Below are 23,759 nucleotides of genomic sequence, written 5' to 3'. Positions count from 1 at the left end.
CTAGGAGCGGCAGCCGATGCCGGATCGGGCGGCGACCGGTATTTGAGGATTCGGATGATCCATACGCACGAGCGTCGGGCGTGGCGCTCGTCCATAGGGATCAACGGACCGTGGCGTAAACGGAAATGGAGGATGAACGAACCACGCTGCGACAGTTGTAAATGCGCACCGCACAGCCCGATTGGTCGACGAAAAAACGCGATTCGTCGAAAAGTTCGGATGCAGGAGACCTTTGGTGCTTATCTTGCGCTTTTGCCCACGACAGCCGGGCCCGCCACGGCCTGCGCCCATGCCGCGCGAGACGCCATGGCGCTCAGGCCGCCACGGCGGCATGACAGCGCAAACAGGATCGAAGATGAAAAAGCATGCAGCCTCCCACACACTGCGCAAGCCCATGCGCAAGACCGTCATCGCCAGCGCGATCTCGGCACTGGCCGCAAGCACGGGCGCCTACGCCTGCGACGGTTCCGGCAACAATTGCGACGTGGAGCTCAGCAATGCCGTCTACACCTCCGCGCAGGGCCTGAACTACCAGCAGCCCGAAGGCAACAAGACCGGGGCCAACGGCCCCGGCATGACGTTGAACGACAACGGCAAGAAGGTGAACCTGGATCCCGCGCACGGCGGCGGCACCATCACCGCCTGGCAAGGCGCGCTGTACCTGCGCACCATAGGCGGCAACGGCAAGGACGAAGGCAATGCCGGCGCCGGCGGCGCGGTGTCCATCAACGGCAGCGGCCAGGTCGACCTGGTCCTGGGCAGCGGCCACCAGACGGCGGCCGTCCTGTTCGGCCAGAGCCTGGGCGGCAACGGCTCGACCGACAATGACAACAACAACTCGAACGGCGGCCGCGGCGGCGACGGCGGCGCGGTCGTCTACGAGATGAGCGGCAGCGGCCTCTACCGGGTCGCCGGGCAACTGACGCAAGACACCTCGGCCCTGTACGCACACAGCGGGGGCGGCACCGGCGGCCACCAGAATTCGTCCGTCTTCGGCGACCAGGTCGGCGGCGACGGCGGGAACGGCGGCATCGTCAGCATCGACAGCGCCGCGACCTATGTCCTGCGCGGCGACGCGCTGGGCGACATGCCCGCCGGCGCGCTGCAGATCGGCGGCAACAGCATGGTGTCCGTGCTGCGAGGGGAATCCCACGGCGGCGCCGGCGGCCAGTACAACGGCAACGCCGGCAGCGGCGGCAACGTATCCGCGAACCATCACGGCGGCCTGCTGCAGGTGCAGGGCAGCGCGACCGACGGGGCCGGCGCACTGGTCTATGGCATCCGGATGAGATCGAGCGGCGCCACAGGCTTCGAATCCAAGGACGATTCCGATGCCGGGGGCACGGGCGGCGGGGCCGGCTTCGCCAGCGTCGAAGTCAGCAGCGCCATCCAGATCGACGTGCCGCAGGCCCGCGGCGCGGCGATCTACGCGGTCACGGTGGGCGGCGACGGCGGCAAGGGCCCCGCCGGCAACGTGGGCGGCAAGGGCGGCACGGCCGGCCAGGCGCAGGTGCAGCTGGAGGCCAACGGCAACAGCAGCCCCTACATCATCAGCACGACCGGCCAGTACATGTACGGCGTGCAGGCGGGCTCCAAGGGCGGCTACGGCGGCGATGGCGGCAGCAGCGGCGGGATCGTGGGCCAGGCCGGCGGCGGCGGCTATGGCGGCGATGCCGGCAAGGTTTCGGTATCCAGCGTGGCCAGCGCGAACTTGATCACGTACGGCGCCTACTCATCGGCGATCAGCGCCTGGTCGCTCGGCGGCGGCGGCGGGTCGGCGGGCGATTTCTACGACATTCTGGGCGGCGGCGGCGGCAATGGCGGCCGCGGCGGGAACGCATCCGACGTCGACGTCGATGCGTACGGATTGATCCGGACCTATGGCGACTACGCGATCGGCATCGACGCGCAATCCATCTCCGGCGGCGGCGGCGCGGGCGGCGTGGCGGCGGGCCTGGGCGTTCAGGTGGGCGGTGACGGCGGCGCGGCGGGCTCGACGGGCAACGTCTCGGTCGAACACGGCGGGACCATCCAGACCGACGGCTACGGCGCCAGCGGCATCGTGGCCATGTCGGTGGGCGGCGGCGGCGGCAATGCAGGCGGCGCGGGCGGGGCGATCGCCGTGGGGGGCAAGCCCACCCAATCGGTGGTCAACAACGGCGGCACCGTCACGGTCGCGAACCTGGGCACTATCATCACGAAGGGTGACGCGGCCGTCGGGATCAACGCCCAGTCCATCGGCGGCGGGGGCGGCAACGCGGGCGGCGCGGTCGGCATCTTCGCGGTCGGCGGCCAAGGGGAGACGGGAGGATCGGGGGGCTCGGTCACCGTGTCCGCCCTGGGCACGATACGTACGTCCGGCGACTACGCGTACGGCGTCCAGGCGCAGAGCCTGGGCGGCGGAGGCGGCAACGGCGGCAGCGTGCTGGACGTCGACGTCGTGACCGGCTTCGGCATCGGCGGCAGCGGCAACGCCGCCGGCGATGGCGGCCTCGTCAAGTTCGAGGGCACAGACGCAGCGAGCATCACGACGGCGGGCATCAATGCGCACGGCATCCTGGCGCAATCGATAGGCGGTGGCGGCGGGTCGGGCGGCGCGGTGGCCAGCGGCGGCATCAACGCCCTGACGATGTCGGTGGGCGGCAACGGCGCGGCGGGCGGCAATGGCGGCGAGGTCGACTTTTCCTGGCAGAACCTGAACGTCGCGACCAACGGCAGCGCCGCGCGGGGCATCATGCTGCAGTCGATCGGCGGCGGGGGCGGCTCGGGCGGCGGCGTCGAGGCCGATGCCATCTCCGTCGGCGCGCAGATCACGGCGAACGTGGGCGGCAACGGCAGCGGCGGCGGCAATGGCCAGGGCGTCCTGCTGAACCTGGACTGGTCGACAGTGATCACAGGCTCAGAGTCGTCGCCGACGGGCGACGCATCGGCCCTGTTCGCCCAATCCATCGGGGGCGGGGGCGGTACCGGCGGCAACGTGCGGGACCAGAGCGCGATCGTGGCCTTGCCGCTGGAAGGCGCGGAAGTGTCCGTCAAGGTGGGCGTGGCCATGGGCGGCAAGGGCAGCGGCGGCGGCGACGGCGGCAACGTCGGCATCAACGCGACGAACAGCGTCCTGAAGACGTATGGCCAATCGTCCAACGGGATCTACGCCCAATCGATCGGCGGCGGCGGCGGCGATGGCGGCTCGGCATCGATCTATTCGCTGGCAATCAGCGCCGGCGAACCCGCGGTGAACCTGCAGGCCGAAGCCGCCGCGGGCGGCAGCTGCAACGGCGACCAATGCGCGGGCGGACACGGGGGCGACGTGACGGTGAACCTGGGCCGGCAGGACGCGGCGGACGCCATCATGATGACGATCGCGACGGCCGGCGACTACGGCAACGGCATCCTGGCCCAATCGGTCGGCGGCGGTGGCGGCGACGGCGGCTCGGCCGATGTCTACGCATTCGCGGTGGGCAAGAACCTGAACCTGACGGCGAAGGTGGGCGTGGGCGGCAAGGGCGGCAAGGGGGGTGACGGCGGGACCGTGCTGGCCAACGCCTATCGCGACGCCAGCATCTCCACCACCGGCTCGGGCGCGCGCGGCATCGTGGCGCAGTCCATCGGCGGCGGTGGCGGCACCGCGCAAGGCACGTCGGCCTATCTGGGGATCGGCGGCCAGATCAGCGAAACGGAATTGCCCAGCGCCAGCCTGGAAGTGGCCGTGGGCATGACCGGCGGCAGCGGTGGCAAAGGCGGCGACGCGACCATCGACAGCGCGAGCGCGATCAGGACTGCCGGACGGGACAGCGACGGCATCCTGGCCCAGTCCATCGGCGGCGGCGGCGGGGTCGGCGGCTCGATGGGCGCGGACGACGGCGATTTCCTCGACAACGTGTCCAATGCGGTGAAGTTCTTCAAGGACCGCGGCGAACAGTTCAAGCAGAAGATCGAGAGCGGCGAGTTGAATGTCCAGGTGGGCGGCAGCGGCGGCGTGGGCGGCGACGCGGGCACCGCGACCGTCGATCACACGGGCAGCATCTGGACCACCGGCGACTTCGCCGACGGCATCGTCGTCCAGTCCATCGGCGGCGGCGGCGGCACGGGCGGCGCAAGCTCCGCGGAAACCACGAACACCGGCATCGCGGGCACGCTGGCCATCGGCGGCCGCGGCGGCGTCGCCGGCGAAGGCGGTCGCGTCAACGTCACGCTGGGCGACCGATCGTGGATCCGGACCGAGGGCGATTCGGCCATGGGTGTACTGGCGCAGTCGGTAGGAGGAGGCGGCGGCCAGGGCGGCGTGAGCGACGTCTCGAACAACGCCAAGATCACGATCGGGGGCGACGTCGGCGGCAGCGGCGGCGCGGCCAGCAACGGCGGCACCGTCACCTTCACCAGCCTGGGCGCCAACGCGATCCAGACCCTGGGTTCGGAGTCGACCGGCATCGTGCTGCAGTCGATCGGCGGCGGCGGCGGCCTGGGCGGCGTCTCCCGCAATGAAGGCGGCGCCACCAAGAACCTGAGCGCGGACATCGACGTGTTGATCGGCGGCGCAGGAGGCGCGGGCGGCAACGGCGGCGCCGTGAACCTGTGCGCCGATGGCGCCTGCTCGGTGACGCAAGTCAGCACGGCGGGCGACAGGGCCATGGGCGTCCACGTCCAGTCCATCGGCGGCGGGGGCGGCATCGCCAGCGGCGGCCAGGAAAGCGAGGGCAAGATCGCGCCCAGCGTGACCCTGAGCCTGAATTCCGGCGGCCAGGGCGGCGACGGCGGCGCGGGAGGCAATGTCACCCTGGGCGGCGCCTACGACATCGACACGGCCGGCGGCCTGGCCACGGGCGTGCTGGCGCAGTCGATCGGCGGCGGCGGCGGGGTCGCGACCTCGGCCAGCGACGAATCGCTCGTCTCGTTCAGCGACCTCACCATGAATGTGTCGCTGGGCTTCTTCGGCGATGCGGCGGGCGGCAGCGCGGGCACGGTTTCGTCCTCGGCGACGGGCGCCATCACCACGGCGGGCGCCCTGTCCGCGGGCTGGATCTCGCAGTCCATCGGCGGCGGCGGCGGCGTCAACGGCGCCCTGTTCCGCAAGGGGGTCGAGACGACCCAGGCAACGGTCAATGTCGGCGGAACGTCCAGCCTGGGCAGCGGCGCCGGCAACACGGTGTCGATGACGCAATCCGCCGACATCGGCACCAGCGGCCTGCACGCCTACGGGGTCCTGGCCCAGTCGGTGGGCGGCGGCGGCGGCGTGGGCTACGCCGGCATCGCATCCGCACAGGCCGGCGGCGCCTACGGCGTGAAGGTCGGCGGCAGCGCGCCGGCGGCCAGCAACGGCGGAACCGTCGACGTCACGGCCCTGGGCACGGTGACGACGGCCGGCGCCTATTCCGACGGCCTGGTGGCGCAGTCGGTGGGCGGCGGCGGCGGCATGGGCGCGGCAATGATAAGCGCGGACGCGGCCTACACCTTGAACGCCGCCGCGGGCGGCGTCGGCGCGGCGGGCGACGGCGGCACCATCGGTTCGGCCGACGGACCCGCGCGCTATGCGTCGCACATCAAGACCTCCGGCAGCTTCGCCAATGCCGTACTGCTGCAGTCCGTCGGCGGCGGCGGCGGCACCGCGGCGGCCTTCACGCCCGCGCAGGATGCCGGCGCGGCGACGGCGACCTTGAGCGTGGGGGGCACGGGCGGCAGCAGCGGCCAGGGCGGTTCGCTGGCCGCGTTCTTCGACGGAGACGGCGCCAGCAATCGGTCCGACACCTCGGGCTACGGCGCGCATGCCGTCGTGCTGCAATCGGTGGGCGGCGGCGGCGGCGTGCTGGAGTCCTCGCTGGCCGGGGGCAGCGGCTCGCTGGCGGTGGGCGGATCGGACGCCACCGGCGCCGGCGGTGCCGTCAAGCTCACGCAGGCCAGTTGGGTGCCGGTGACGACGCAGGGCGCGAATGCAAGCGGCGTCATCCTGCAATCCATCGGCGGCGGTGGCGGCCTGGCGACGCTGGGCGCACCGTCGGCCGAAGCCGCCACGGGACAGTACGCCGTCGCGCTGGGCGGCGCGCAATACGCGTCCGGCGATGGCGGCGCGGTCACGTATGACGCAGGGGGTGTCATCCAGACCTACGGCGACCGCTCCATGGGCATCGTCGCGCAGTCCATCGGCGGCGGCGGCGGCATCGCGCTGGCCGCGGACGCCGGCATGCTGCGATCCGCCACGCTGGGAAGCACCACGGCGGGCAGCGGACGCGGCGGCGCCGTGAGCGTGAACGCGTCCAGCGGCACGGTGGCGACCACGGGCCTGGGCTCCCATGCGATCGTGGCGCAATCGATCGGCGGCGGCGGCGGCATCCTGGGCGACATCGGGCAATCGTTCCGCATGGACGACGCCAGCTGGCGCCACGCGGTCGCGGACGGCGCCGGCAACGGCGGCACCGTCGACGTGACCGTGCAGGGCACCGCCACGGCGCAGGGGGCCAACGCCCACGGCGTGGTGGCGCAATCCATCGGCGGGGGCGGCGGCCTGGGCGGCGCCGCGCAGGGCGGCTTCGCGGGCACGACGGCCAACCAGGGTTCGGCCTCGGCAGGCAACGTCAAGGTGAGCATTGCCGGGCGGGTCCAGGCGTCCGGCGCGGACAGCTCGGCCATCTTCGCGCAGAGTGATGCCTGGGGCGCCAAGGGGACGGTCGCCGTGGACGTGAGCGGCCAGGCGACGGGCGGCACCGGATCGGGCGCCGGCGTCTGGATCGCCGATGGCCACGACAGCAAGCTGACCATCGCGCAGACCGGCACGGTGTCGGCCGCATCCGGCACGGCGTTGCGATACGACGGCAACGACCGGATCACCATCGACAATGCGGGCACGCTGAAAGGCGACGTCGTGTGCGGCGGCGGCGCCTGCGCCAGCAATGTGATCAACAATGCGCAGACGGGGACGCTGGCCGATGCCACCCTCTACCAGGCCGACGTCGTGAATGGCGGGCGGGTGGACATCGGTCGGCGCGCACGCTTCGACACGCTGACCGTGGCGGGCAACTACACGCAGCTGACTGCGGGCCAGCTGCACGCGTACGTCGATTTCGCGAACCGGCAGGCGTCGAGGATGGTCGTGCAGGGCGACGCGCGATTGGATGGCCTCGTGGACGCAAGCTCCGCCAGCCTGCTGCCGAACCGCGAAGCGACTGTGTTGACCGTGCAGGGCACGAACACGGGCAGGCTGCAGGCGTACGACTCGCCCATCTTCGATTTCGACATACGCCAGGCGGGGCGCGATTACCAATACAGCGTCAAGGGCGCGGACTTCAATGCGGCCGGCCTGGGGCTGGCGCGCAACCAGAGCCGGGTGGCGGATCATCTGCAGCGCATCTGGGACGCCGGTGCGAACGACAGGCTGGCGCCGCTCTATTCCGTGCTCGACACCGCCGCGCGCGGCGGCGCGGCGCAGTACCGCGCGCGATTGTCCGACCTGTCGCCCGGCGCGACGCTGGCCCCGGCCGCCCAGGCCACCGCGGGAATGGCGCGCTTCACCAGCGCCATGATGTCATGCCCGCTGCTGGACGCGGCCACGCTGGACGGCAAGGAACAGGACTGCATCTGGGGCCAGGTGTCCTCGCGCAGCACCGATCAGGACGCGCGGCAGGGATTCTCCGGCTTCACCTACGACAGCACGACGTACCAGGTCGGCGGGCAGCGCGAGGTCTCCCCAGGCTGGTTCGTCGGAGCCTCCGCCGCCTACCAGAACAATCGCCTGCGAGCCGATGATCATCGATCCAACGGCAAGGGCGACGCGGGCTACGCGGGCGTGGTGCTCAAGCGCCAGGAAGGGCCGTGGGTCTTTGCCGGCGCGCTGGGCGGCGGCTACGGCTCGTATTCCATGGACCGCAACCTGGGCATCTCGGGCTACGAGCCCGGCGCCAGCAGCAGCCCCGACGTATATACCTTCGGCGCGCGGTTGCGGGCGGCCCGCAATTTCCAGGTTTCGGATCGCCTGTACCTGAAGCCCTACCTCGACCTGGATGCGATGTACACGCGCATGCCCGGCTACACCGAATCCGGCGATGCGCTGGCGCTGAAGGTGGACGGCAGCGACCAGTTCGTGCTGGGCATTTCGCCGATGCTGGAGATCGGCGGCCGCGTGGACTTGAAGAAGGGTGCCGTGCTGAGGCCCTTCGCGTATGCCGGGGCCTCGCTACTGAACCGGGACTCGTGGAAGGCCAAGGCCCGCCTGTCGGGCGCGCCCGACGGTACGGGGGCCTTGCATACCGAATTGCCCACGGACAGCGTGGTGGGCCGCTTCGGCGTCGGCATCGAGGTCACCAATGCGAATGGGCTGGATTTCCGGCTGCAGTACGACGCAGAGGCCGCCTCGCACGGCACCAGCCAGTCTGGCATGCTGAAGGTGATGTACCGGTACTGAGGGTCGGTGGTGCCGGGGGGCGCCGGCCCCCAGCGCCTTACCGGCCAACGTCGGCGGCGATCACTGCCTGGCGACGGCGGTACCGCTTCCGCCTTCGTCCTTGTACCCCGGCAAGGCCTTCGCCTCGGGCAAGCGCGCCATTCCGAAGGCTTCGGCAAGCATGCGCGCGAATCCGTCCACGGTCGACGGCCGCTTGGCCACCCGCTGTCTCATGAAGGCGGCCCAGGCAAATTTTGCGCTGAACTCGCCAGGATTGTCATAGATGCCCGCCATACGGAGAAAGGCCGCGACGCTCAGATAGACGTCGTCCGGCATCGTCGCGATCGACTTGGGAAGCTGTGATACGGGGTATTCATGGCCGTCGGGGTCGACGGGATGCCACCAGCTGCGCTCGGCCATTTCGCGCAGGAACGACGCTTCGTCCAGGCCGCTGAAGTCTTTCACCCGACTTATCGGCGCCTCGGGCAGCCCCAGGTCGAACCAGGTACGCGCCCAGTGGTGGTGATCGATGATATGCAGCAATCCCGACGGGCCGGACACCACCTTAATCGCCTGCTCTTCGACGAAAGCACGCCTTCTCTCGGGTTCCAGGGCGAGATAGCTCGCAGTCTTGCCCTGGACCTGGATGTAGCCGATCGCGCCCTGCGTCGGCCTGAGGTCGGTCCATTGCGCCCACGATCGCGATGGACCGCCCCCCGCCACGCGTGATCTCCGTTCCATGAGCATCTCCGTCAAATGGCGCCGCAGGCACCCGATGTAGGCCGTAGCAAATGCCGGGCCCGGCGCCGTGCCATTGCCCTGGAGTGTCCTTTGCCGCGCGTTGGGTGCTTCTCTGGCCCGAGCCTCGGAAAGCGGTGCCGCGAGGCAGGCGCCCGCGGCTTTGCTCGCGAGCAAACCCGTGTGAATCGCGAACTGGCATGACGTCGACTCGAGCCGGATGGGCGCAACGCGCACGTGTCCCTCCGCGTCCACGCGGAGTGGATCGACGGCGAGACCAACCAGTTGGAGACGGAAAAGATGGCTGCCGCGAATGTCCGCCATCGTGAGGCGGGCTAGGGCAGTGACCTCAGGAACTTTCGATGATAGGCGCGCTTTGGGCACAAAGCGGGCACACGAAAACGCAGGTCCTTGGTATTTTGGCGCGCCCGACAGGAATCGAACCTGTATCAAGAGCTTCGGAAACTCTCATTCTATCCATTGAACTACGGGCACAGCGCGGCCGCTATTGTACCGGACTTTTGGCGCCAGCCCGGCAGCCCTCGCCGCGCGGCCTTGGCGAGGCCCTCATGCTGTATATAATCGAACGCTTGAGGAGGAAGTGGAGGGAGGCCACTGCAGTCCTGGGTGTTAGCCTGCCCGACGTACAAGAGTAAAAGTTGCCGCCGCAAAGGCGCCCTAGTACCGTTACGCAGGAAAGGCTATGAGCAACGAGCAACAGGCAGAACATCAAGAACACGCATCCCTGATCAAAACGCCCAAGCAGTTGGCGGTCACGATCATCCTGTCTTTCATCGTCCCCATTGCAGTCATTCTTCTGTTGGTGAACTACGTCACCTCCGCCGACAAGGTGGGTGCGGGTTCCGACACGATGACTCCCAAGGCCATCGAGAAGCGCATCATGCCGGTCGCCGGCTTCGAGCTGGTCGATGCCAACGCGCCCAAGGTCTTCAAGACGGGCGAGCAAGTCTTCCAATCCACCTGTACCGCCTGCCACACGTCGGGCGCTGCCGGCGCGCCGAAGCTGGGCGACAAGGCCGCGTGGGCGCCGTTCATCAAGACGGGCTTCGACGAGATGCTGAAGGTCGCCATCCACGGCAAGGGCGCGATGCCGGCCAAGGGCGGCAATCCCGGCCTGGACGACTTCGAGATCGCGCGCGCCGTGACCTACATGGCGAACAAGTCGGGCGGCGATTTCCCCGAGCCGAAGGAACCGGAGAAGAAGGAAGAGAAGACGGCTGAAGCGCCGGCTGCGGCTGAAGCGCCTGCAGCCGCAGCGCCTGCCGCAGCGCCTGCCGCAGCCGCCGCGCCGCAGCAGGCCCAGGCCCCTGCCCCGCAGCAACAGGCGCAAGCCCCCGCCGCCGGCCAGCAGCAAGCCGCCGTCAACCCGGCCGGCGAGAAGCTCTACAAAACCACCTGTTTCGCCTGTCACGGCACGGGTGCCGCCGGCGCCCCCAAGCTGGGCGACAAGGCCGCCTGGGCGCCCTATGTGGCCACCGGCCTGGACACCATGGTGAAGGTCGCCACGCAAGGCAAGGGCGCGATGCCGCCCAAGGGCGGCGCCATGAACGCCTCGGACGCCGACTTCCGCGCGGCCGTCGAGTACATGTACAACGCGGCCAAGTAGGCCAGGCTGCGCGGGGCTCCACTTCACCTCTGACGCAAAAAGCAGAACAGCCGGCCCATGGCCGGCTGTTCGCATTGCCGCGCAGCGCCTTGCCTACGCCCGCGCCGCGTCCCGCAGCGACAGGCCCAGCTGCACGCGCCGCTGCAGCCACAGGCTGGGGCGGTAGCGCATGTCGCCGGTGACGCGCTGCATGTTGCGCAGGATCTCCAGGATGCGCGCGCTGCCCAGCTCGTCGCCCAGCGTCAGCGGGCCGGCCGGATAGCCCAGGCCCAGGGTCACCGCCAGGTCGATGTCTTCCGGCGTGGCGATACCCTGCTGCGCGATGTCGCACGCGACGTTGACGATGCTGGCCACGATGCGCTGCGCGACGAAGCCGGCGGAATCCTGCACCACGCTGACCGGCGCCCCATCGGACGCGCACAGCGCGTGCGCCGCGTCGCGCCACTCGGGCGCCGTGGCCGGCGACACCATCAGCGTGCGGCGGCGCGTGGGCTCGAAGGCGTGCAGCGTGTCCAGGCCCACCGTGCGCGCGGCATCCAGGCCCTGCTCGGTCACGCTGGTGGAGACGTCTTCGCCGAACGGCGTGACGATGATCAGCGCGTCGGCCGGCGGCTTGGCCGCGGCCACGGGCTCGACGCCCAGCTTGCGCAGCAGCTCGGCCGCTCGCGCATGGCCGTCGGCGTGCCGGGGGCTGATCCAGGCCTTCAGGCCGGCCTTGGCCGCCGGCACGGTCGGCTCGGCGGGCACCTGCTTCTGGCCGTCCTTGTAGACATAGAAGCCCTCGCCCGCCTTGCGTCCCACCAGGCCGCCGGCCAGGCGCACCGTGGTGATGGGCGAAGGACGGAAGCGCGGCTCGTCGAAGAACTGGCGATAGATGGATTCCATCACCGGATGCGACACGTCCAGCGCGGTCAGGTCCAGCAGCTCGAACGGGCCCATGCGGAAACCCGCCTGCTCGCGCATGATGGCGTCGATCTGGCTGAATGTGGCCACGCCTTCCTGCGCGGTGCGCAGGCCGTCGATGTTCATGCCGCGGCCGGCATGGTTGACGATGAAGCCGGGCATGTCCTTGGCGCGCACGGGCGTGTGGCCCATGCGGCGCGCCAGTTCGGCCAGCGCGTCGCCGGCGGCCGGATCGGTGCGCAGGCCGTCGATCACCTCGACCACCTTCATCAGCGGCACGGGGTTGAAGAAGTGGAAGCCCGCCACGCGCTGCGGCTGCTTGCACGCGGCGGCGATGGCGGTGATGGACAGCGACGAGGTGTTGGATGCCAGGATGCAGTCGGCAGCGACGATGCCTTCGAGCTTGGCGAACAGCTCGCGCTTGACGTCCAGGCGCTCGACGATGGCCTCGATCACCAACTGGCAATCAGCCATGGCTTCCAGGCCCGGGGCCGCCACGACGCGCTCGAGCGCGGCCTGGGCATGCGCCTCGCTGAGCTTGCCCTTCTGCGTCAGCTTGTCCCAGGTCTGGCGCAGGGACTCGCGCGCGGCCGCGATGGCGTCGGCACTGGTGTCGTACAGCCGCACCGTCACGCCCGCCTGCGCGGCGATCTGGGCGATGCCGCGCCCCATGGCGCCGGCGCCCACGACGCCGATCGTATGCATGTCCTTCATCGTATGGCTCCTCGTCTTCTCAATGGTTGGATGGCCGCGGGCGCGGCGGCTTCAGCCGCCTTGCGCCAGCGCCTGGATATCGGCGTCGGACAGGCCGAGGCGCTCTTGCAGCACCTGCCGCGTGTGCTGGCCCAGCAAGGGCGGCGCGTGGCGATACTGCACCGGGCTGCCGGAGAACTTCAGCGGGCTGGCGGCGATGGGCACCTTGCCCGCGGTGGGATGCGGCAGTTCCAGCCGCATGTTGCGCGCCAGCACGTGCGGGTCCTGGTAGACCTGGTCCAGCGTGTTGATGGGGCCGGCCGGCACATTGGCGGCTTCCAGTTCGGCCAGCCAATGGTCGCGTTCGCCGGTGGCCATGCGCTCGGCCAGCAGCGGCACCAGCGTGTCGCGGTTCTGCACGCGCTGCGGGTTGGTGGCGTAGCGCGGATCGGCGGACAGCTCGGGCAGGCCGATGACGCGGCAGTAGTTGCGGAACTGGCTGTCGTTGCCGACGGCCACGATGAGGTGGCCGTCGCGCGCGGCGAACACCTGGTACGGCACCAGGTTCTGGTGCGCGTTGCCGGCACGGCGCGGAGCATTGCCCGACGTCATGAAATTAAGGTTCTGGTTGGCCATCATGGCCACCTGGCAATCGAGCAGCGCCATGTCCAGGTGCTGGCCCAGGCCGCTGCGCGCGCGCTCGTGCAGCGCGGCCAGGATGCCCACGGTGGAGTACATGCCGGTCATCAGGTCTGCCACGGCCACGCCGGCCTTCTGCGGGCCGCCGCCGGGCAGGTCGTCGCGCTCGCCGGTGATGCTCATCAGGCCGCCCATGCCCTGGATCATGAAGTCGTAGCCGGGGCGGCTGGCGTACGGGCCGGTCTGGCCGAAGCCGGTGATCGAGCAGTAGATCAGGCGCGGATTGATCTTGCTCAGGCTGTCATAGTCCAGGCCGTACTTGCGCAGGCCGCCCACCTTGAAGTTCTCGACCAGCACGTCGCTCTGCGCCGCCAGTTCGCGCACCAGCTCGGCGCCGCGCGGCGTGGCGATGTCCAGCGCCACCGACAGCTTGTTGCGGTTGGCCGAGAGGTAATAGGCGGCCTCGGTGGTGTTGTTGCCGTGCTCGTCCTTCAGGTACGGAGGGCCCCACTCGCGCGTATCGTCGCCCGCGCCGGGCCGCTCGATCTTGGTGACCTCGGCGCCCAGGTCCGCCAGGTTCTGGGTGCACCAGGGTCCGGCGAGCACGCGGGTCAGGTCCAGCACGCGAATGCCGGTCAGGGGAGCGGAGCGTTGCGACATGGTTCAGGCAATGTGTAAGAAGGGTAATCGGGCATATTAGCCCCGCGCGCCGCGGGGCATATTCCGTTTTGCGCACGTTCTTGTGCCACGCGGACACAAGCAGGACACGGGCAGGACAGGAACGGGCCGCGAGCGCCGCACGACGGCCCGCATACGGCGCGCCGCGTCAGCGATGCGCCTTCAGCAGCTCGCGCGCGATCACCACCTGCTGCACCTGCGACGTGCCCTCGTAGATGCGGAACAGGCGCACGTCGCGGTAGAAGCGTTCGACGGCATACTCGGCCATGTAGCCCGCGCCGCCGTGGATCTGCACCGCGCGGTCGGCCACGCGGCCCACCATCTCGCTGGCATAGAGCTTGCAGCAGGCGGCTTCCAGCGTGGTGTTCTCGCCGCGGTCGCGCTTGCGCGCGGCGTCCAGCACCATGCAGCGCGCGGCATACAGCTCGGTCTGGCTGTCGGCCAGCATGGCCTGCACCAGCTGGAAGTCGGCGATGGGCTGGCCGAACTGCTTGCGCTCCAGCGCATAGCGGGCCGCGTCGCGCACCAGGCGTTCGGCGATGCCCACGCAGAGGGCCGAAATGTGCAGGCGGCCCTTGTCCAGCACGCGCATGGCGGTACGGAAACCCGTGCCTTCCTTGCCGCCCAGCAGGCTGGACGCGGGCACGCGGCAGTCGTCGAACACCACGTCGCAGGTCAGCGCGCCGGCCTGCCCCATCTTCTTGTCGGGCTTGCCCAGCGTCAGGCCTGGCGTGCCGGCCTCGACCAGGAAGCACGAGATGGCATCGGCGCCGCGTTCCTGCGACGTGCGCGCCATGACCGAGAACAGGCCCGCGATGGGCGCATTGGTGATGAAGCGCTTGGTGCCGTTCAACACGTAGTGATCGCCGTCGCGCACGGCGCTGGTGCGCAGCGACATGGCGTCCGAGCCGGCCTCGGGCTCGGTCAGCGCGAACGAGCCGATCAGCTCGCCGCTGGCCAAGAGCGGCAGGTAGTGGTTGCGCTGCTCGTCGGTGCCGCTCATCACGATGGACTGCGAGCCGATGCCGATGTTGGTGCCCGCCAGCGAACGGAACGCGGGCGAGGTCTGGCCCAGCTCGAACACCACGCGCACTTCCTCTTCCATGTTCAGGCCCAGGCCGCCGAAATCGGGCGAGATGGACAGGCCGAACAGACCCAGTTCGCGCATCTCCCGGACGATGTCCTCGGGCATGACGCCGGTGGACGCCAGCTCGTCCTCGGCGGGCACCAGGCGTTCGTCGACGAAGCGGCGCACCGCGTCCAGCAGCAGGGTCAGGGTTTCGTTGTCCAGGGCCATCGCGATTCCAGGCGTAGAAAGAGAGAGAAGAGTAAAAGGCCGCGTCAGGGACGCAGGCCGTGCGTGATCAGGTCGAAATAGCCGTCGGCGATGCGCGTGGCGCTGTCGCCCTGGCCGGGCTTGTACCAGCGCACCATCCAATTGAGCATGGACAGCACCGCGCGGCCCGTGGCGGCCACGTCGACAGCGCGGAAATGGCCTTGCGCCAGGCCTTGCGACAGCAGCTCGCGCAGCAGGGCCTCGTAGCCGTCGCGCAGGAGCGCGGCATCGGCGCGCTCGGGCAGCGCCATGCCGGAATAGCCGATCAGCATGGTGACGAATTGGGCATGGTGGCGCTCGAAGAACCCCGCGTGGGCCTGCATGAACGCCCGCAGCCTGGGCAGGCCCGGCTCGGCCTGCGCGACGGCGGCCCGCACGGCGGCCGACAGCCCCTGCAGGGTCTCCAGGATGATGGCGTCGTAGATGTCCTGCTTGGTGGGGTAGTAGTGGTAGATGGCCGCCTTGGAAACGCCCAGTCCGCCCGCCAGGTCGGCGATCGAGCTGTTCTCGTACCCGCTCTGCGCGAACAGCCCCGCGGCCGCGGCCAGGATGCGTTCGCGCGGGGCTTCCAGCGTGGGCGGACGGCCGCGGCGGGCGGGAGGATTGGACGGTTGTGCCATGGACGGAAATCGCGCGTTTCGCGCATTGACAGGGCGACGGGGCCTGCCGTTAAATTTGTGGAGCGATTTAATTACCGGACGACCGGTAGATAATTATAGGACGGCCTGCCGCATTCGGACAATCCCCCGTCCCCGTCGAGGAGCTTGCATGCAATCACCCGCCGTATCCGCCCGCCCCGCCGCCGTCACCGAGCTGTACGCCCAGCTGACGCTGCCCGTGGTGTGCTCGCCCATGTTCATCGTGTCCAACCCCAAGCTGGTGCTGGCGCAATGCGCGGCCGGGGTCCTGGGATCCTTTCCCGCCCTGAATGCCCGCCCTCAGAGCCTGCTGGACGAATGGCTGGACGAGATCGACGCGGGCCTGCAGTCGCTGCGCGAGGCCGAGCCGCGCCGCAAGGTCGCGCCCTACGCGGTGAACCAGATCATCCACACGTCGAACGACCGGCTGGAGCACGACCTGCAATCGTGCGAACGCCACAAGGTGCCCTACATCATCACCAGCCTGCGCGCGCCGGGCGACGTGGTGGCGGGCATCCATGCCTGGGGCGGCAAGGTGTTCCACGACGTGACCACCCTGCGCCATGCCGAAAAGGCGCTGGAGGCGGGCGTCGATGGCCTGATCCTGGTCAGCGCCGGCGCGGGCGGCCATGCGGGCACGCTGAACCCGCTGGCGCTGGTGTCCGAGGTGCGCCGCTTCTACGACGGCCCGCTGATCCTGTCGGGCGCCATCGCCACGGGCGATGCCGTCCTGGCCGCGCAGGCCATGGGCGCGGACTTCGCCTACATCGGCACGCGCTTCATCGCCAGCGCCGAGGCCAACGCGGCCGAGGGCTACAAGCAGGCCATCGTCGACGCCGGCGCGTCGGACATCCTGTACACGCCTTTCTTCACCGGCATCCCGGGCAACTACCTGAAATCCAGCATCGTCGCGGCCGGGCTGGACCCGGCCGCCCTGCCCGCCCCCGAGGCCGGCGCCTCGAACTTCGGCACCTCGCGCACCAAGCCCTGGAAAGACATCTGGGGCGCGGGCCAGGGCGTGGGCGCCATCGACAGCGTGCTGCCGGCCGGCGAGATCGTGGCGCGGCTACATGCCGAATACACGGCCGCGCGGGCGCGCCTGGACGCCGGAGCCTTCCGGTGAGCACGCCGCGTCACGAGCCGGACCCGGATACCGGCATCGCCGTCACGCGCGACGGCGCGGTGCTGACGCTGACCATCGACCGCCCGGAACGCCGCAACGCCCTGCACGTGGCCGCCTATGCCGAACTGGCTGCGCAGTTGCGGCGGGCCACCGACGACGACGGCCTGGCGGCCGTGATCCTGACCGGCGCCGGCGCGCACTTCACGGCGGGCAACGACCTGCGCGACTTCCAGGCGCAGGCGGACCGGCCGGCGGGCGACAGCGCGGGACTGGCCTTCCTGCGCGCGCTCATCGACCTGGACGTGCCGGTGATCGCGGCGGTGGAAGGCTATGCGATCGGCATCGGCGTGACGCTGCTGCAGCACTGCGATTTCGTGCACGCGGCCGAGAACGCCACCTTGCGCATGCCGTTCGCGGCGCTTGGCCTGTGCCCGGAAGGCGGGTCGAGCCTGCTGATGGCGCGGCTGGCGGGCGCGCGCAAGGCGGCCGAATGGCTGCTGCTGGGCCGCGCCTTCGACGCCCGCGAGGCCTGCGAGGCGGGCCTGGTCACCAGCGTGACGCCCGCGGGCGGCGCATTGGCGGCGGCGCGGGCCACCGCCGCGCAACTGGCGGCCTTGCCCGCGGGCGCGCTGCGCACCAGCAAGGCGCTGATGCGGCGCGCCGACCGCGCCGCGCTGCACGATACGCTGTCGGTGGAGGCCGACGCCTTCCGCCAGCGGCTGGGCACGCCGGAAGCCCAGCAGGCCTTCGCGCGGTTCTTCGCGAAATCGTAGTTCGACCGAAGGCCGCGGCGTGGCACCGGGACGCGGCAGCGCCACGGCAAGCGCGGCCGCGCGCCTCTAGAACGGCGCGTTCGACGTGAAGTTCGGCGGCCGGCGTTCGCGCAGCGACTGCAAGCCCTCGCGCACGTCCGGTCCCGAGAACCCCATGAATTCCAGCGCCAGCGAGGTATCGAAGCTGGGGCCCGCCTGCCGCAGCCAGTTGTTCAGCGCGTATTTTGTCCAGCGGATGGCCGTCTGCGATCCCGTGGCCAGCCGCGCGGCCACCTCGAAGGCGCGCGGCAGCAGGTCGTCCTCCTCCACGCACAGCGACACCAGGCCGATGCGTTCGGCCTCCACGCCGCTGACCGTCTCGCACAGCAGCAGGTAGTACTTGGCCTTGGCCATGCCGCACAGCAGCGGCCACACGATGGCCGCGTGGTCGCCGGCCGCCACGCCCAGGCGGGTGTGGCCATCGATGATGCGCGCGTCGCGCGTGGCGATGGAGATGTCGGCCAGCAGGCCCGCCACCAGCCCCGCCCCCACCGCCGCGCCGTGCATGGCCGACACGATGGGCTTGCTGCAGTTGATCACGTTGTAGACCAGGTCGCGGGCCTCGCGCCACACGCGCGCCCGCACCTCGAAATCGTCCGCCATCTGCTCGACCAGGTCCAGGTCGCCGCCGCCGGAGAAGCCCTTGCCCTCGCCGCGCAGCACCACGGTGCGCGTGTCGGGATCGGTATCGATGTCGCGCCAGATGTCGGCCAGCTCGCGATGCATGCGGTCGTCGGCGGTCGACAGGCGGCCCGGCTGATGCTGCGGCGACCCCATGATGACCTCGAGCACGCCATGCGGATGCCGGCGCAGCTTGAGCGATTGGTAGTGGGCGTAGTGATCCAGTTCGGGGTTGAGCATGGTGGTCTCCTCATGGGTTCTGCGGCGCCAGGGCGCGGCGTTCTTTCGCGGGACCCTGCGCGCGGATGCGCGATGCCGGGGCCTCCTCACATCAGGCACTATAGAGGCATCGCCACCGCCCGCCTGCCCGGCTTATCAGCCAATGAACACTACCCCGGTCCCCATCGTGCGCGAGCACCTGTCCGCCCTGTTCGCCCCGCGCGCGCCCGACTCGCACAAGGGCACACACGGCACGCTGGCGGTTCTGGGCGGCGGCCCCGGCATGGCCGGCGCGGCGCTGCTGGCGGCGCGCGCCGCGCTGCGCACCGGCGCCGGCAAGGTGTTCGTGGGTTTCGCGCAGGAGGCCGCGCCGCTGGCCTGCGATCCCCTGCAGCTGGAATTGATGCTGCGCGACGCGCGCGGCCTGCTGGCCGACGCCGGCCTGGGCATCACTACCTGGGTGGCCGGCTGCGGCCTGGGCACGGGCCCCGTGGCCGTGCAACTGCTGGCAGCCCTGTTCGCGCAGCGCGGCCAGGCCCCGATGGTACTGGATGCCGATGCCCTCAATCTGCTGGCGCAGGGCGCGCTGCGGCCCGACTGGGGACTCGCCCCCGTGGTGCTGACGCCCCACCCGGCCGAAGCCGCGCGCCTGTTGGGCAACACCACCGCGCGGATACAGGCCGACCGGCCGGCGGCGGCGCGCGAACTGGCCCTACGCCATGGCGCGTGGATCGTCCTGAAAGGCGCGGGCACGCTGGTTTGCAGCCCGCATGGCGATTGCGCCATCAACACCACCGGCAATCCCGGCCTGGCCACCGCCGGCACGGGCGACGTGCTGGCGGGCATCGCGGGCAGCCTGATCGCGCAGGGTATCGCACTCGAGCAGGCCGTGCGGGGCGCCGTCTGGCTGCACGGCGCGGCCGCCGATGCCCTGGTCGGAGCAGGCATCGGCCCGATCGGACTGACCGCCGGCGAGCTGGCCGATGCGGCGCGGCGCTTGCGCAACGCGGGCGGCTGAGGGGCCGCAGTCGCCTTCGACGGCCCCGGCGCTATCTCGATGCCGTCGCCGTCCGCATGGTGGCGCAGCCGAGGGGGCTGCGTGTCGCGGTGCATCTCGGCAGGTCGCCCGCCTGGAAGGGGTTGGAGGCGCCGAAACCTGCAGCGCTCCGCGACCAGAGCGAGATGGCGTCAGTGTGTGTCGCCATGATGTCGGCGCATGCCGATACGGGTACGGGCCACCGCACGCCTCGGGCAAGCCATTGAATTCACACGGAATGTGGATAGACCAGCGGCTGTCTGGCGGATGTGCCCGCTCTACGGATTTCGATCTCCTGCCAAGCAAAAAGTGCGTTTAAACCACAACTAGGGTTTTCCCCTAAATTTCGCTTGCGTCTGGTCTAGGGTTATCCCTATAATCGTTTCTACTGATAGACCAACTGGAGTCCACCATGAGCGACCTGAGCCTGAACACCAATAGCCGTCTGACCGATGCGCTGGAACGTGACCTGCTGCGCGGCGCAATGGAAAACCCTTCGTCCCTGCGTGCCCAAAACGTGCTGAAGTCCGCCGTTTCGGGTGTTGCCCGCGCGATCGGCAATCTGTTCGCCTTCTTCGACGAAGTTCAAGAAACGATGAACCGTGCACGCGCCCAAAACGCGCGCTTCACGGGTTCGCACTGGTAAGCCGTCCTGACGCGAGTGCCCGGCGGCGACCGATCTCCCGCCTTTCGGGCCACACACGTCACAGCGGTCATGCGGCCCGGCCTCACCCGCGCCGCCCGCCGTGTCCTCGCGCGCAACATTGCCCGGACGCGGCGCCCGTAGTCGTGCAGTAGTTGTCGTGTTGTAGCAGTGCAGTTGTTGTTGAACCGTAAGCAATGCCGTAGTTGTCGTATGCAGTGGCAGTACCGTAGTTGTGGTGTTTTTGCAGTAACGATGCAGTTGTTGTTGAGCAGTTGGCAATACCGCAGTTGTTGTTGAACCATAGGCAGTGCCGTAGTTGTCGTATGCAGTGGCAATACCGTTGTGCAGTCGTTGTTTTTTGCGGTACCTGAGTTGTTGCAGTAACGCACTCAGCAGTTGCAGTGCGCAGTAAGGCAGACGCCCTTGGGCCCTTGTTCAGGCCCTGGGGCGTTTGTTTTTGCACGCGGGAAATGTCGCAGCGCTAGCCCGACAGGCAGACCACCTCGTCCATCGGGCCTTCCAGGCTGCGAGCCCCGCCGGGGACGTCGCCAGGCAGCTCGCTGTGCACGTCGCGGACGGCGCTGCGCATGCCCCCTTCCCACGCCCGCCGCAGCGTCGTGGCGAAACCGCCCGTGACGCGCGAATACGCGCGCGCGCTGGTCGTCACGCGGGGCCGGGCCGACCAGGCGATCACCGCGCCCGCCTCTTCGAAGCGATCCACCAGCGCCTGGTCCTCGCTGCAGGCCAGGGCCTGGAAACCGCCGATGCGCAGATAGGCCTGCGCGTCCATGCCCAGGTTGGCGCCATGCACGTGCCGGTGCCCGTCCCGGTCCTGGTAGGCCGCGAGGAAGCCCGCCCGCGCCGCCTCGGCGTGCATGCCATGGCTGTCCCAGTCCATCACTCCCACCGTGCCGCAGACCACTTCGGCCTGCAACGCCAACTGATCCGCCAGCCACGACGCGGACACCTCGGTATCCGCGTCCGTGAAGGCCAGCCAGCGCGCGCCCGCAGCGATCAGGTGCGCCGCGCCGGCGGCGCGCGCGACGCCCACGTTGCGATGCTGGCCATGCAGGCACGTGACGCCCCACGCGCCCGCCCGCTGCGCGGTGCCGTCGTCGCAGGCATCGAGCACCACCACGATCTTCACCGGCTCTCCATTCAAGCCGGGATGGCGTGCCGCGACCAAGACCGACGCGAGACAGCGGTCGATGTAATCCTCTTCGTTGTGCGCGGGAATGCAGATGCCGATCATGTGGCGGATTCTCCCGGCTTGCGCCAGACGTCGAGCCTGAAGCGTGCATCCTCGTGCGTGACGATGCGTCCGAAGCCGGACAAGGCATCGACCCGGGCATGGATGCGCGAGGTGGACTGGCGGCGGTCGTGGAAATCTTCCGTGTAGTGGCACATGGCCCAGTCCGCGCCAGGCGCCAGCGAGCGCAGGCAGTGGCACAGGAAGAGGTCCAGCACCTGGTCGCTCAGGTAGTAGGCCAGTTCCGACACGACCAGCAGGTCGACGGCGCCCCGCGTCGCCGCCGGCCACTGATGCGGCAGCTGCAGCACTTCGGCGGTCACATGCTGGACGTCCTCCTCCTCGATCCACTTGCAGCATCGGGCGATGGCGGCGGGCGATCCGTCGACCGCCTGCACTCGCTCGCATCGCCCGGCCAGGCGGCGCGCCGCCTCGCCCTCGCCGCATCCCAGATCCAGCGCCAGGCCATAGCGCTCGCGCGGCAGGCAGGCCATCAGCACGTCGAGCTTGCGGCGTTCGTACCAATCGGTGCGCAGCTTCCACGGATCGGAGGCGCTGCGATACATGGCGTCGAAGTCGGTCATCGCAACAGCACCTCGTAGGGTCGCAGCATGCGCGCCAACGCGAACGCCGGCAGGATGGGCGCGCTGCCCGTGGTGGGATCCGGCTCCAGCTGGCTGCGGAACTGCCGCACGGCGCGCCGCTTGGCCTGCAGGTCCGAATCGTCCAGGGCCAGCGCCACCGCTGCCTGCCACGGAAAGCTGTCGTCCCGGGGATCGGCCCAGTGCCATCCCCAGATCGGCGCTTCGAAACCGCGGCATCCCCGGCCCTGCGCGGCGGCCAGTCCCGCACGGCCTGCCGCCTCGTGGTCGGGATGGCCGTCCAGTCGCCATGGCACGATCACCATGTCGCCGGGCGCGAAGCACTCGGCCAGGCGCTCGGCCAGTTCGTGTTCGCGGGCGTTCGCTTCGCCATCGGGCACGGCCAGCCGGCTGCGCGTGGCGGGCACGCCGAGTTGCGCCAGGGCCTGCTCGCTTTCGTGGGTACGTATCCCGGCCAGTTGCGCCGCCGTCCACAGCCGCGACTGGGGATGGCTGGCCTCGCCATCCGTCACGGCGATGACGTGAATCCCGGCGCCCAGCCGATGCATCTGGCGGATGAGGCCGCCACAGGCCAGGATTTCGTCGTCGGGATGCGGCGCCACGACGTGCACCGTGCGGCTGTCCGCCAGCAAGTCGACCGCATCGACGGCGGGCAGGGGATGGGATTGCAGCCAGGCCTGCCAGCAGGCCTCGGACGTGCCTTCGCCGAAGATCAATCGGGGAATCACAGCGTCCATGCATGCTCCAGGGGTTGCGCGGCGATTGCCTTGCCGTGCGCGGCGAGATCGCGTTCGGCGTGGCTTTGACGGATGTAGACGGGCAGGTCCGCGAACAGCCGCGCCAGGCACGCGTCCTTGCACAACGGGCCGGCGCCGAAGGCGCGCGGCGCGCGCTCGAGTACCACCTGCACGGCGGCTTCGACCGCCAGCCGAGCCCGCTGCACGGCACGCATGCAAGCATCGTCGGGGGTGGCATCGATCTGCGCGGCGGCCTCGCGCATCAGGCTGGCGGCCTGCGCCAGCGCCACGTCCAGTGCCCCCAGGTGGGTCTGTGTGTACACATCGTCGGGACGCCGCTGGGCAAGTCCATGCACGCGCGCGGCGATGCCCGAGGCGCCGCCATGCCAGCAGGCCGCCACGCCGGCGGCGCCATGCATGAAACCCGGTCGCTGCACGTAGGCGTGCGGCGCGCCCACCGGCACCGCGCGGGCGCCGTCGAACACCACGTCCACGCTGGCCGTGCCCGCCATGCCGACGGCGTGCCAGCCCTGGGACGTCACGCGCACGCCGGGTTGCGCCATGTCCACCGCGGCCAGGCACGGCTCGCCTTCATCGTTCCAGCCGCTGACGACGGCATGCGACACCCACTGCGCCGCGGAGCACCACGCCTTCGTGCCGTGCAGGTGCACCTTGCCTGCCCCGGCGGGACGGATGTCCAGTCGCCGATCGGGCGGCTCCGCGCACCACACTGCCCAGGTCTGGCCGGGGCCGACGGATGCGTCACCCTCTAATTCATGCAGGATGGCCAGGGCGTCGGCATGGCTTTCCAGCAGCTTGGACAGCACCAGATCGTGCGCGCCCACGGCGGCCAGGATGCGCCAGCGCGCTTGCGTGTCTCCCGAGCCGGGATGCGGCAGCGCGCCCCAGCCAGCGTGCACCAATTGCTTCAATGCCGCGCCGGCGTGCTCGCTGCCGGCCAGTCCTTCCAGGCAATCCGTCAGTCTCGTCGTCTCGCGCTCGCCGGGCGTCGCGCCGTCCTTGTCGGCCATGATCATCGTTGTCGAGGAGTCCGAGGAAACAGCCGGCCCGGCGGGCGGCCGTCATCCGGCCGC

General features: G+C 70.0%; 16 protein-coding genes and 1 tRNA gene. 6 read left to right on the top strand and 11 right to left on the bottom strand.

All coding sequences use genetic code 11. The features are described from left to right. Positions 1–355 precede the first annotated feature (355 nt). A complete protein-coding gene (locus tag FS845_RS01325) occupies positions 356–8,389 on the top strand; it encodes an autotransporter outer membrane beta-barrel domain-containing protein (protein ID WP_144630182.1) in 8,034 nt (2,677 codons plus the stop codon). Between the two features lie 60 nt (positions 8,390–8,449). Here the strand turns inward: FS845_RS01325 and FS845_RS01320 are convergent, their stop codons facing one another. Both FS845_RS01320 and FS845_RS01315 read right to left on the bottom strand, forming a co-directional pair. Then, positions 8,450–9,109, bottom strand: coding sequence for a ParB/Srx family N-terminal domain-containing protein (locus FS845_RS01320; protein WP_186332119.1), 660 nt, complete (start codon positions 9,107–9,109; stop codon positions 8,450–8,452). Positions 9,110–9,526: 417 nt separating this feature from the next. Continuing rightward, a tRNA-Arg gene (locus tag FS845_RS01315) sits at positions 9,527–9,601 on the bottom strand. A 208-nt stretch (positions 9,602–9,809) separates the two neighbouring features. Between FS845_RS01315 and FS845_RS01310 the strand changes: the two genes are divergently transcribed. Then, positions 9,810–10,733, top strand: coding sequence for a c-type cytochrome (locus tag FS845_RS01310; protein WP_144630178.1), 924 nt, complete (start codon positions 9,810–9,812; stop codon positions 10,731–10,733). Positions 10,734–10,826: 93 nt separating this feature from the next. On the opposite strand, the gene FS845_RS01305 is transcribed toward FS845_RS01310, so the two are convergent. The 4 genes from FS845_RS01305 to FS845_RS01290 form a co-directional block, all read right to left on the bottom strand. Further along, complete coding sequence (locus FS845_RS01305) at positions 10,827–12,350, bottom strand: 3-hydroxyacyl-CoA dehydrogenase (protein ID WP_144630176.1); 1,524 nt, start codon at positions 12,348–12,350, stop codon at positions 10,827–10,829. Positions 12,351–12,401: 51 nt separating this feature from the next. Beyond that, positions 12,402–13,628: a CaiB/BaiF CoA transferase family protein gene (locus FS845_RS01300; RefSeq protein WP_144630174.1), complete on the bottom strand. Its 1,227-nt coding sequence runs from the start codon at positions 13,626–13,628 to the stop codon at positions 12,402–12,404. A 166-nt stretch (positions 13,629–13,794) separates the two neighbouring features. Next, positions 13,795–14,943 carry an acyl-CoA dehydrogenase family protein gene (locus FS845_RS01295; RefSeq protein ID WP_144630172.1) on the bottom strand — a complete coding sequence of 383 codons (1,149 nt, stop codon included), beginning with the start codon at positions 14,941–14,943 and terminating at the stop codon, positions 13,795–13,797. 44 nt (positions 14,944–14,987) lie between these two features. After that, complete coding sequence (locus FS845_RS01290) at positions 14,988–15,602, bottom strand: TetR/AcrR family transcriptional regulator (protein ID WP_144630170.1); 615 nt, start codon at positions 15,600–15,602, stop codon at positions 14,988–14,990. Between the two features lie 148 nt (positions 15,603–15,750). Between FS845_RS01290 and FS845_RS01285 the strand changes: the two genes are divergently transcribed. Together FS845_RS01285 and FS845_RS01280 are read left to right on the top strand one after the other, a co-directional pair. Next, a complete protein-coding gene (locus tag FS845_RS01285; protein WP_144630168.1) occupies positions 15,751–16,743 on the top strand; it encodes an NAD(P)H-dependent flavin oxidoreductase in 993 nt (330 codons plus the stop codon). Beyond that, a complete protein-coding gene (locus tag FS845_RS01280; protein ID WP_260986095.1) occupies positions 16,740–17,516 on the top strand; it encodes an enoyl-CoA hydratase-related protein in 777 nt (258 codons plus the stop codon). Before FS845_RS01285 ends, FS845_RS01280 begins: the two co-directional genes overlap by 4 nt. 66 nt (positions 17,517–17,582) lie before the next feature. Here FS845_RS01280 and FS845_RS01275 read toward each other — a convergent pair whose 3' ends face one another. After that, positions 17,583–18,416: an enoyl-CoA hydratase/isomerase family protein gene (locus tag FS845_RS01275; RefSeq protein ID WP_144630166.1), complete on the bottom strand. Its 834-nt coding sequence runs from the start codon at positions 18,414–18,416 to the stop codon at positions 17,583–17,585. Positions 18,417–18,558: 142 nt separating this feature from the next. Here FS845_RS01275 and FS845_RS01270 point away from each other — a divergent pair, with 142 nt between their 5' ends. Then, positions 18,559–19,413, top strand: coding sequence for an NAD(P)H-hydrate dehydratase (locus tag FS845_RS01270; RefSeq protein WP_144630164.1), 855 nt, complete (start codon positions 18,559–18,561; stop codon positions 19,411–19,413). Between the two features lie 430 nt (positions 19,414–19,843). Next, a complete protein-coding gene (locus FS845_RS01265) occupies positions 19,844–20,077 on the top strand; it encodes a hypothetical protein (RefSeq protein WP_144630162.1) in 234 nt (77 codons plus the stop codon). Positions 20,078–20,558: 481 nt separating this feature from the next. Here FS845_RS01265 and FS845_RS01260 read toward each other — a convergent pair whose 3' ends face one another. Genes FS845_RS01260 through FS845_RS01245 form a run of 4 tightly spaced genes read right to left on the bottom strand, consistent with a single transcriptional unit; the run spans position 20,559 to position 23,696 of the window. Beyond that, positions 20,559–21,329 (bottom strand): glycosyltransferase, encoded by a 771-nt coding sequence (locus tag FS845_RS01260; protein ID WP_144630160.1) that lies wholly within the window; start codon positions 21,327–21,329, stop codon positions 20,559–20,561. Then, entirely contained in the window at positions 21,326–21,910 is a 585-nt protein-coding gene (locus tag FS845_RS01255; RefSeq protein ID WP_144630158.1) for a class I SAM-dependent methyltransferase, read from the bottom strand. Before FS845_RS01255 ends, FS845_RS01260 begins: the two co-directional genes overlap by 4 nt. Then, a complete protein-coding gene (locus FS845_RS01250; protein WP_144630156.1) occupies positions 21,907–22,665 on the bottom strand; it encodes a PIG-L deacetylase family protein in 759 nt (252 codons plus the stop codon). The genes FS845_RS01255 and FS845_RS01250 overlap by 4 nt, the downstream gene beginning before the upstream one ends. Continuing rightward, on the bottom strand, positions 22,653–23,696 hold the full coding sequence (locus tag FS845_RS01245; protein ID WP_260986094.1) for an acyl-CoA dehydrogenase family protein: 1,044 nt from the start codon (positions 23,694–23,696) through the stop codon (positions 22,653–22,655). Before FS845_RS01245 ends, FS845_RS01250 begins: the two co-directional genes overlap by 13 nt. Positions 23,697–23,759 lie beyond the last annotated feature (63 nt).

The organism is Bordetella genomosp. 13 (assembly GCF_007679965.1).
Taxonomy (GTDB): domain Bacteria; phylum Pseudomonadota; class Gammaproteobacteria; order Burkholderiales; family Burkholderiaceae_B; genus Bordetella.
This window is presented reverse-complemented; position numbering and strand designations above follow the sequence as displayed.

Coding starts and splice junctions, on each gene's coding strand:
- FS845_RS01265 (WP_144630162.1), top strand. CDS start 19,844: ATGAGCGACCTGAGCCTGAACACCAATAGCCGTCTGACCGATGCGCTG.
- FS845_RS01260 (WP_144630160.1), bottom strand. CDS start 21,329: ATGATCGGCATCTGCATTCCCGCGCACAACGAAGAGGATTACATCGAC.
- FS845_RS01305 (WP_144630176.1), bottom strand. CDS start 12,350: ATGAAGGACATGCATACGATCGGCGTCGTGGGCGCCGGCGCCATGGGG.
- FS845_RS01320 (WP_186332119.1), bottom strand. CDS start 9,109: ATGGAACGGAGATCACGCGTGGCGGGGGGCGGTCCATCGCGATCGTGG.
- FS845_RS01255 (WP_144630158.1), bottom strand. CDS start 21,910: ATGACCGACTTCGACGCCATGTATCGCAGCGCCTCCGATCCGTGGAAG.
- FS845_RS01300 (WP_144630174.1), bottom strand. CDS start 13,628: ATGTCGCAACGCTCCGCTCCCCTGACCGGCATTCGCGTGCTGGACCTG.
- FS845_RS01295 (WP_144630172.1), bottom strand. CDS start 14,943: ATGGCCCTGGACAACGAAACCCTGACCCTGCTGCTGGACGCGGTGCGC.
- FS845_RS01285 (WP_144630168.1), top strand. CDS start 15,751: ATGCAATCACCCGCCGTATCCGCCCGCCCCGCCGCCGTCACCGAGCTG.
- FS845_RS01275 (WP_144630166.1), bottom strand. CDS start 18,416: ATGCTCAACCCCGAACTGGATCACTACGCCCACTACCAATCGCTCAAG.
- FS845_RS01325 (WP_144630182.1), top strand. CDS start 356: ATGAAAAAGCATGCAGCCTCCCACACACTGCGCAAGCCCATGCGCAAG.
- FS845_RS01310 (WP_144630178.1), top strand. CDS start 9,810: ATGAGCAACGAGCAACAGGCAGAACATCAAGAACACGCATCCCTGATC.
- FS845_RS01270 (WP_144630164.1), top strand. CDS start 18,559: ATGAACACTACCCCGGTCCCCATCGTGCGCGAGCACCTGTCCGCCCTG.
- FS845_RS01250 (WP_144630156.1), bottom strand. CDS start 22,665: ATGGACGCTGTGATTCCCCGATTGATCTTCGGCGAAGGCACGTCCGAG.
- FS845_RS01290 (WP_144630170.1), bottom strand. CDS start 15,602: ATGGCACAACCGTCCAATCCTCCCGCCCGCCGCGGCCGTCCGCCCACG.
- FS845_RS01245 (WP_260986094.1), bottom strand. CDS start 23,696: ATGGCCGACAAGGACGGCGCGACGCCCGGCGAGCGCGAGACGACGAGA.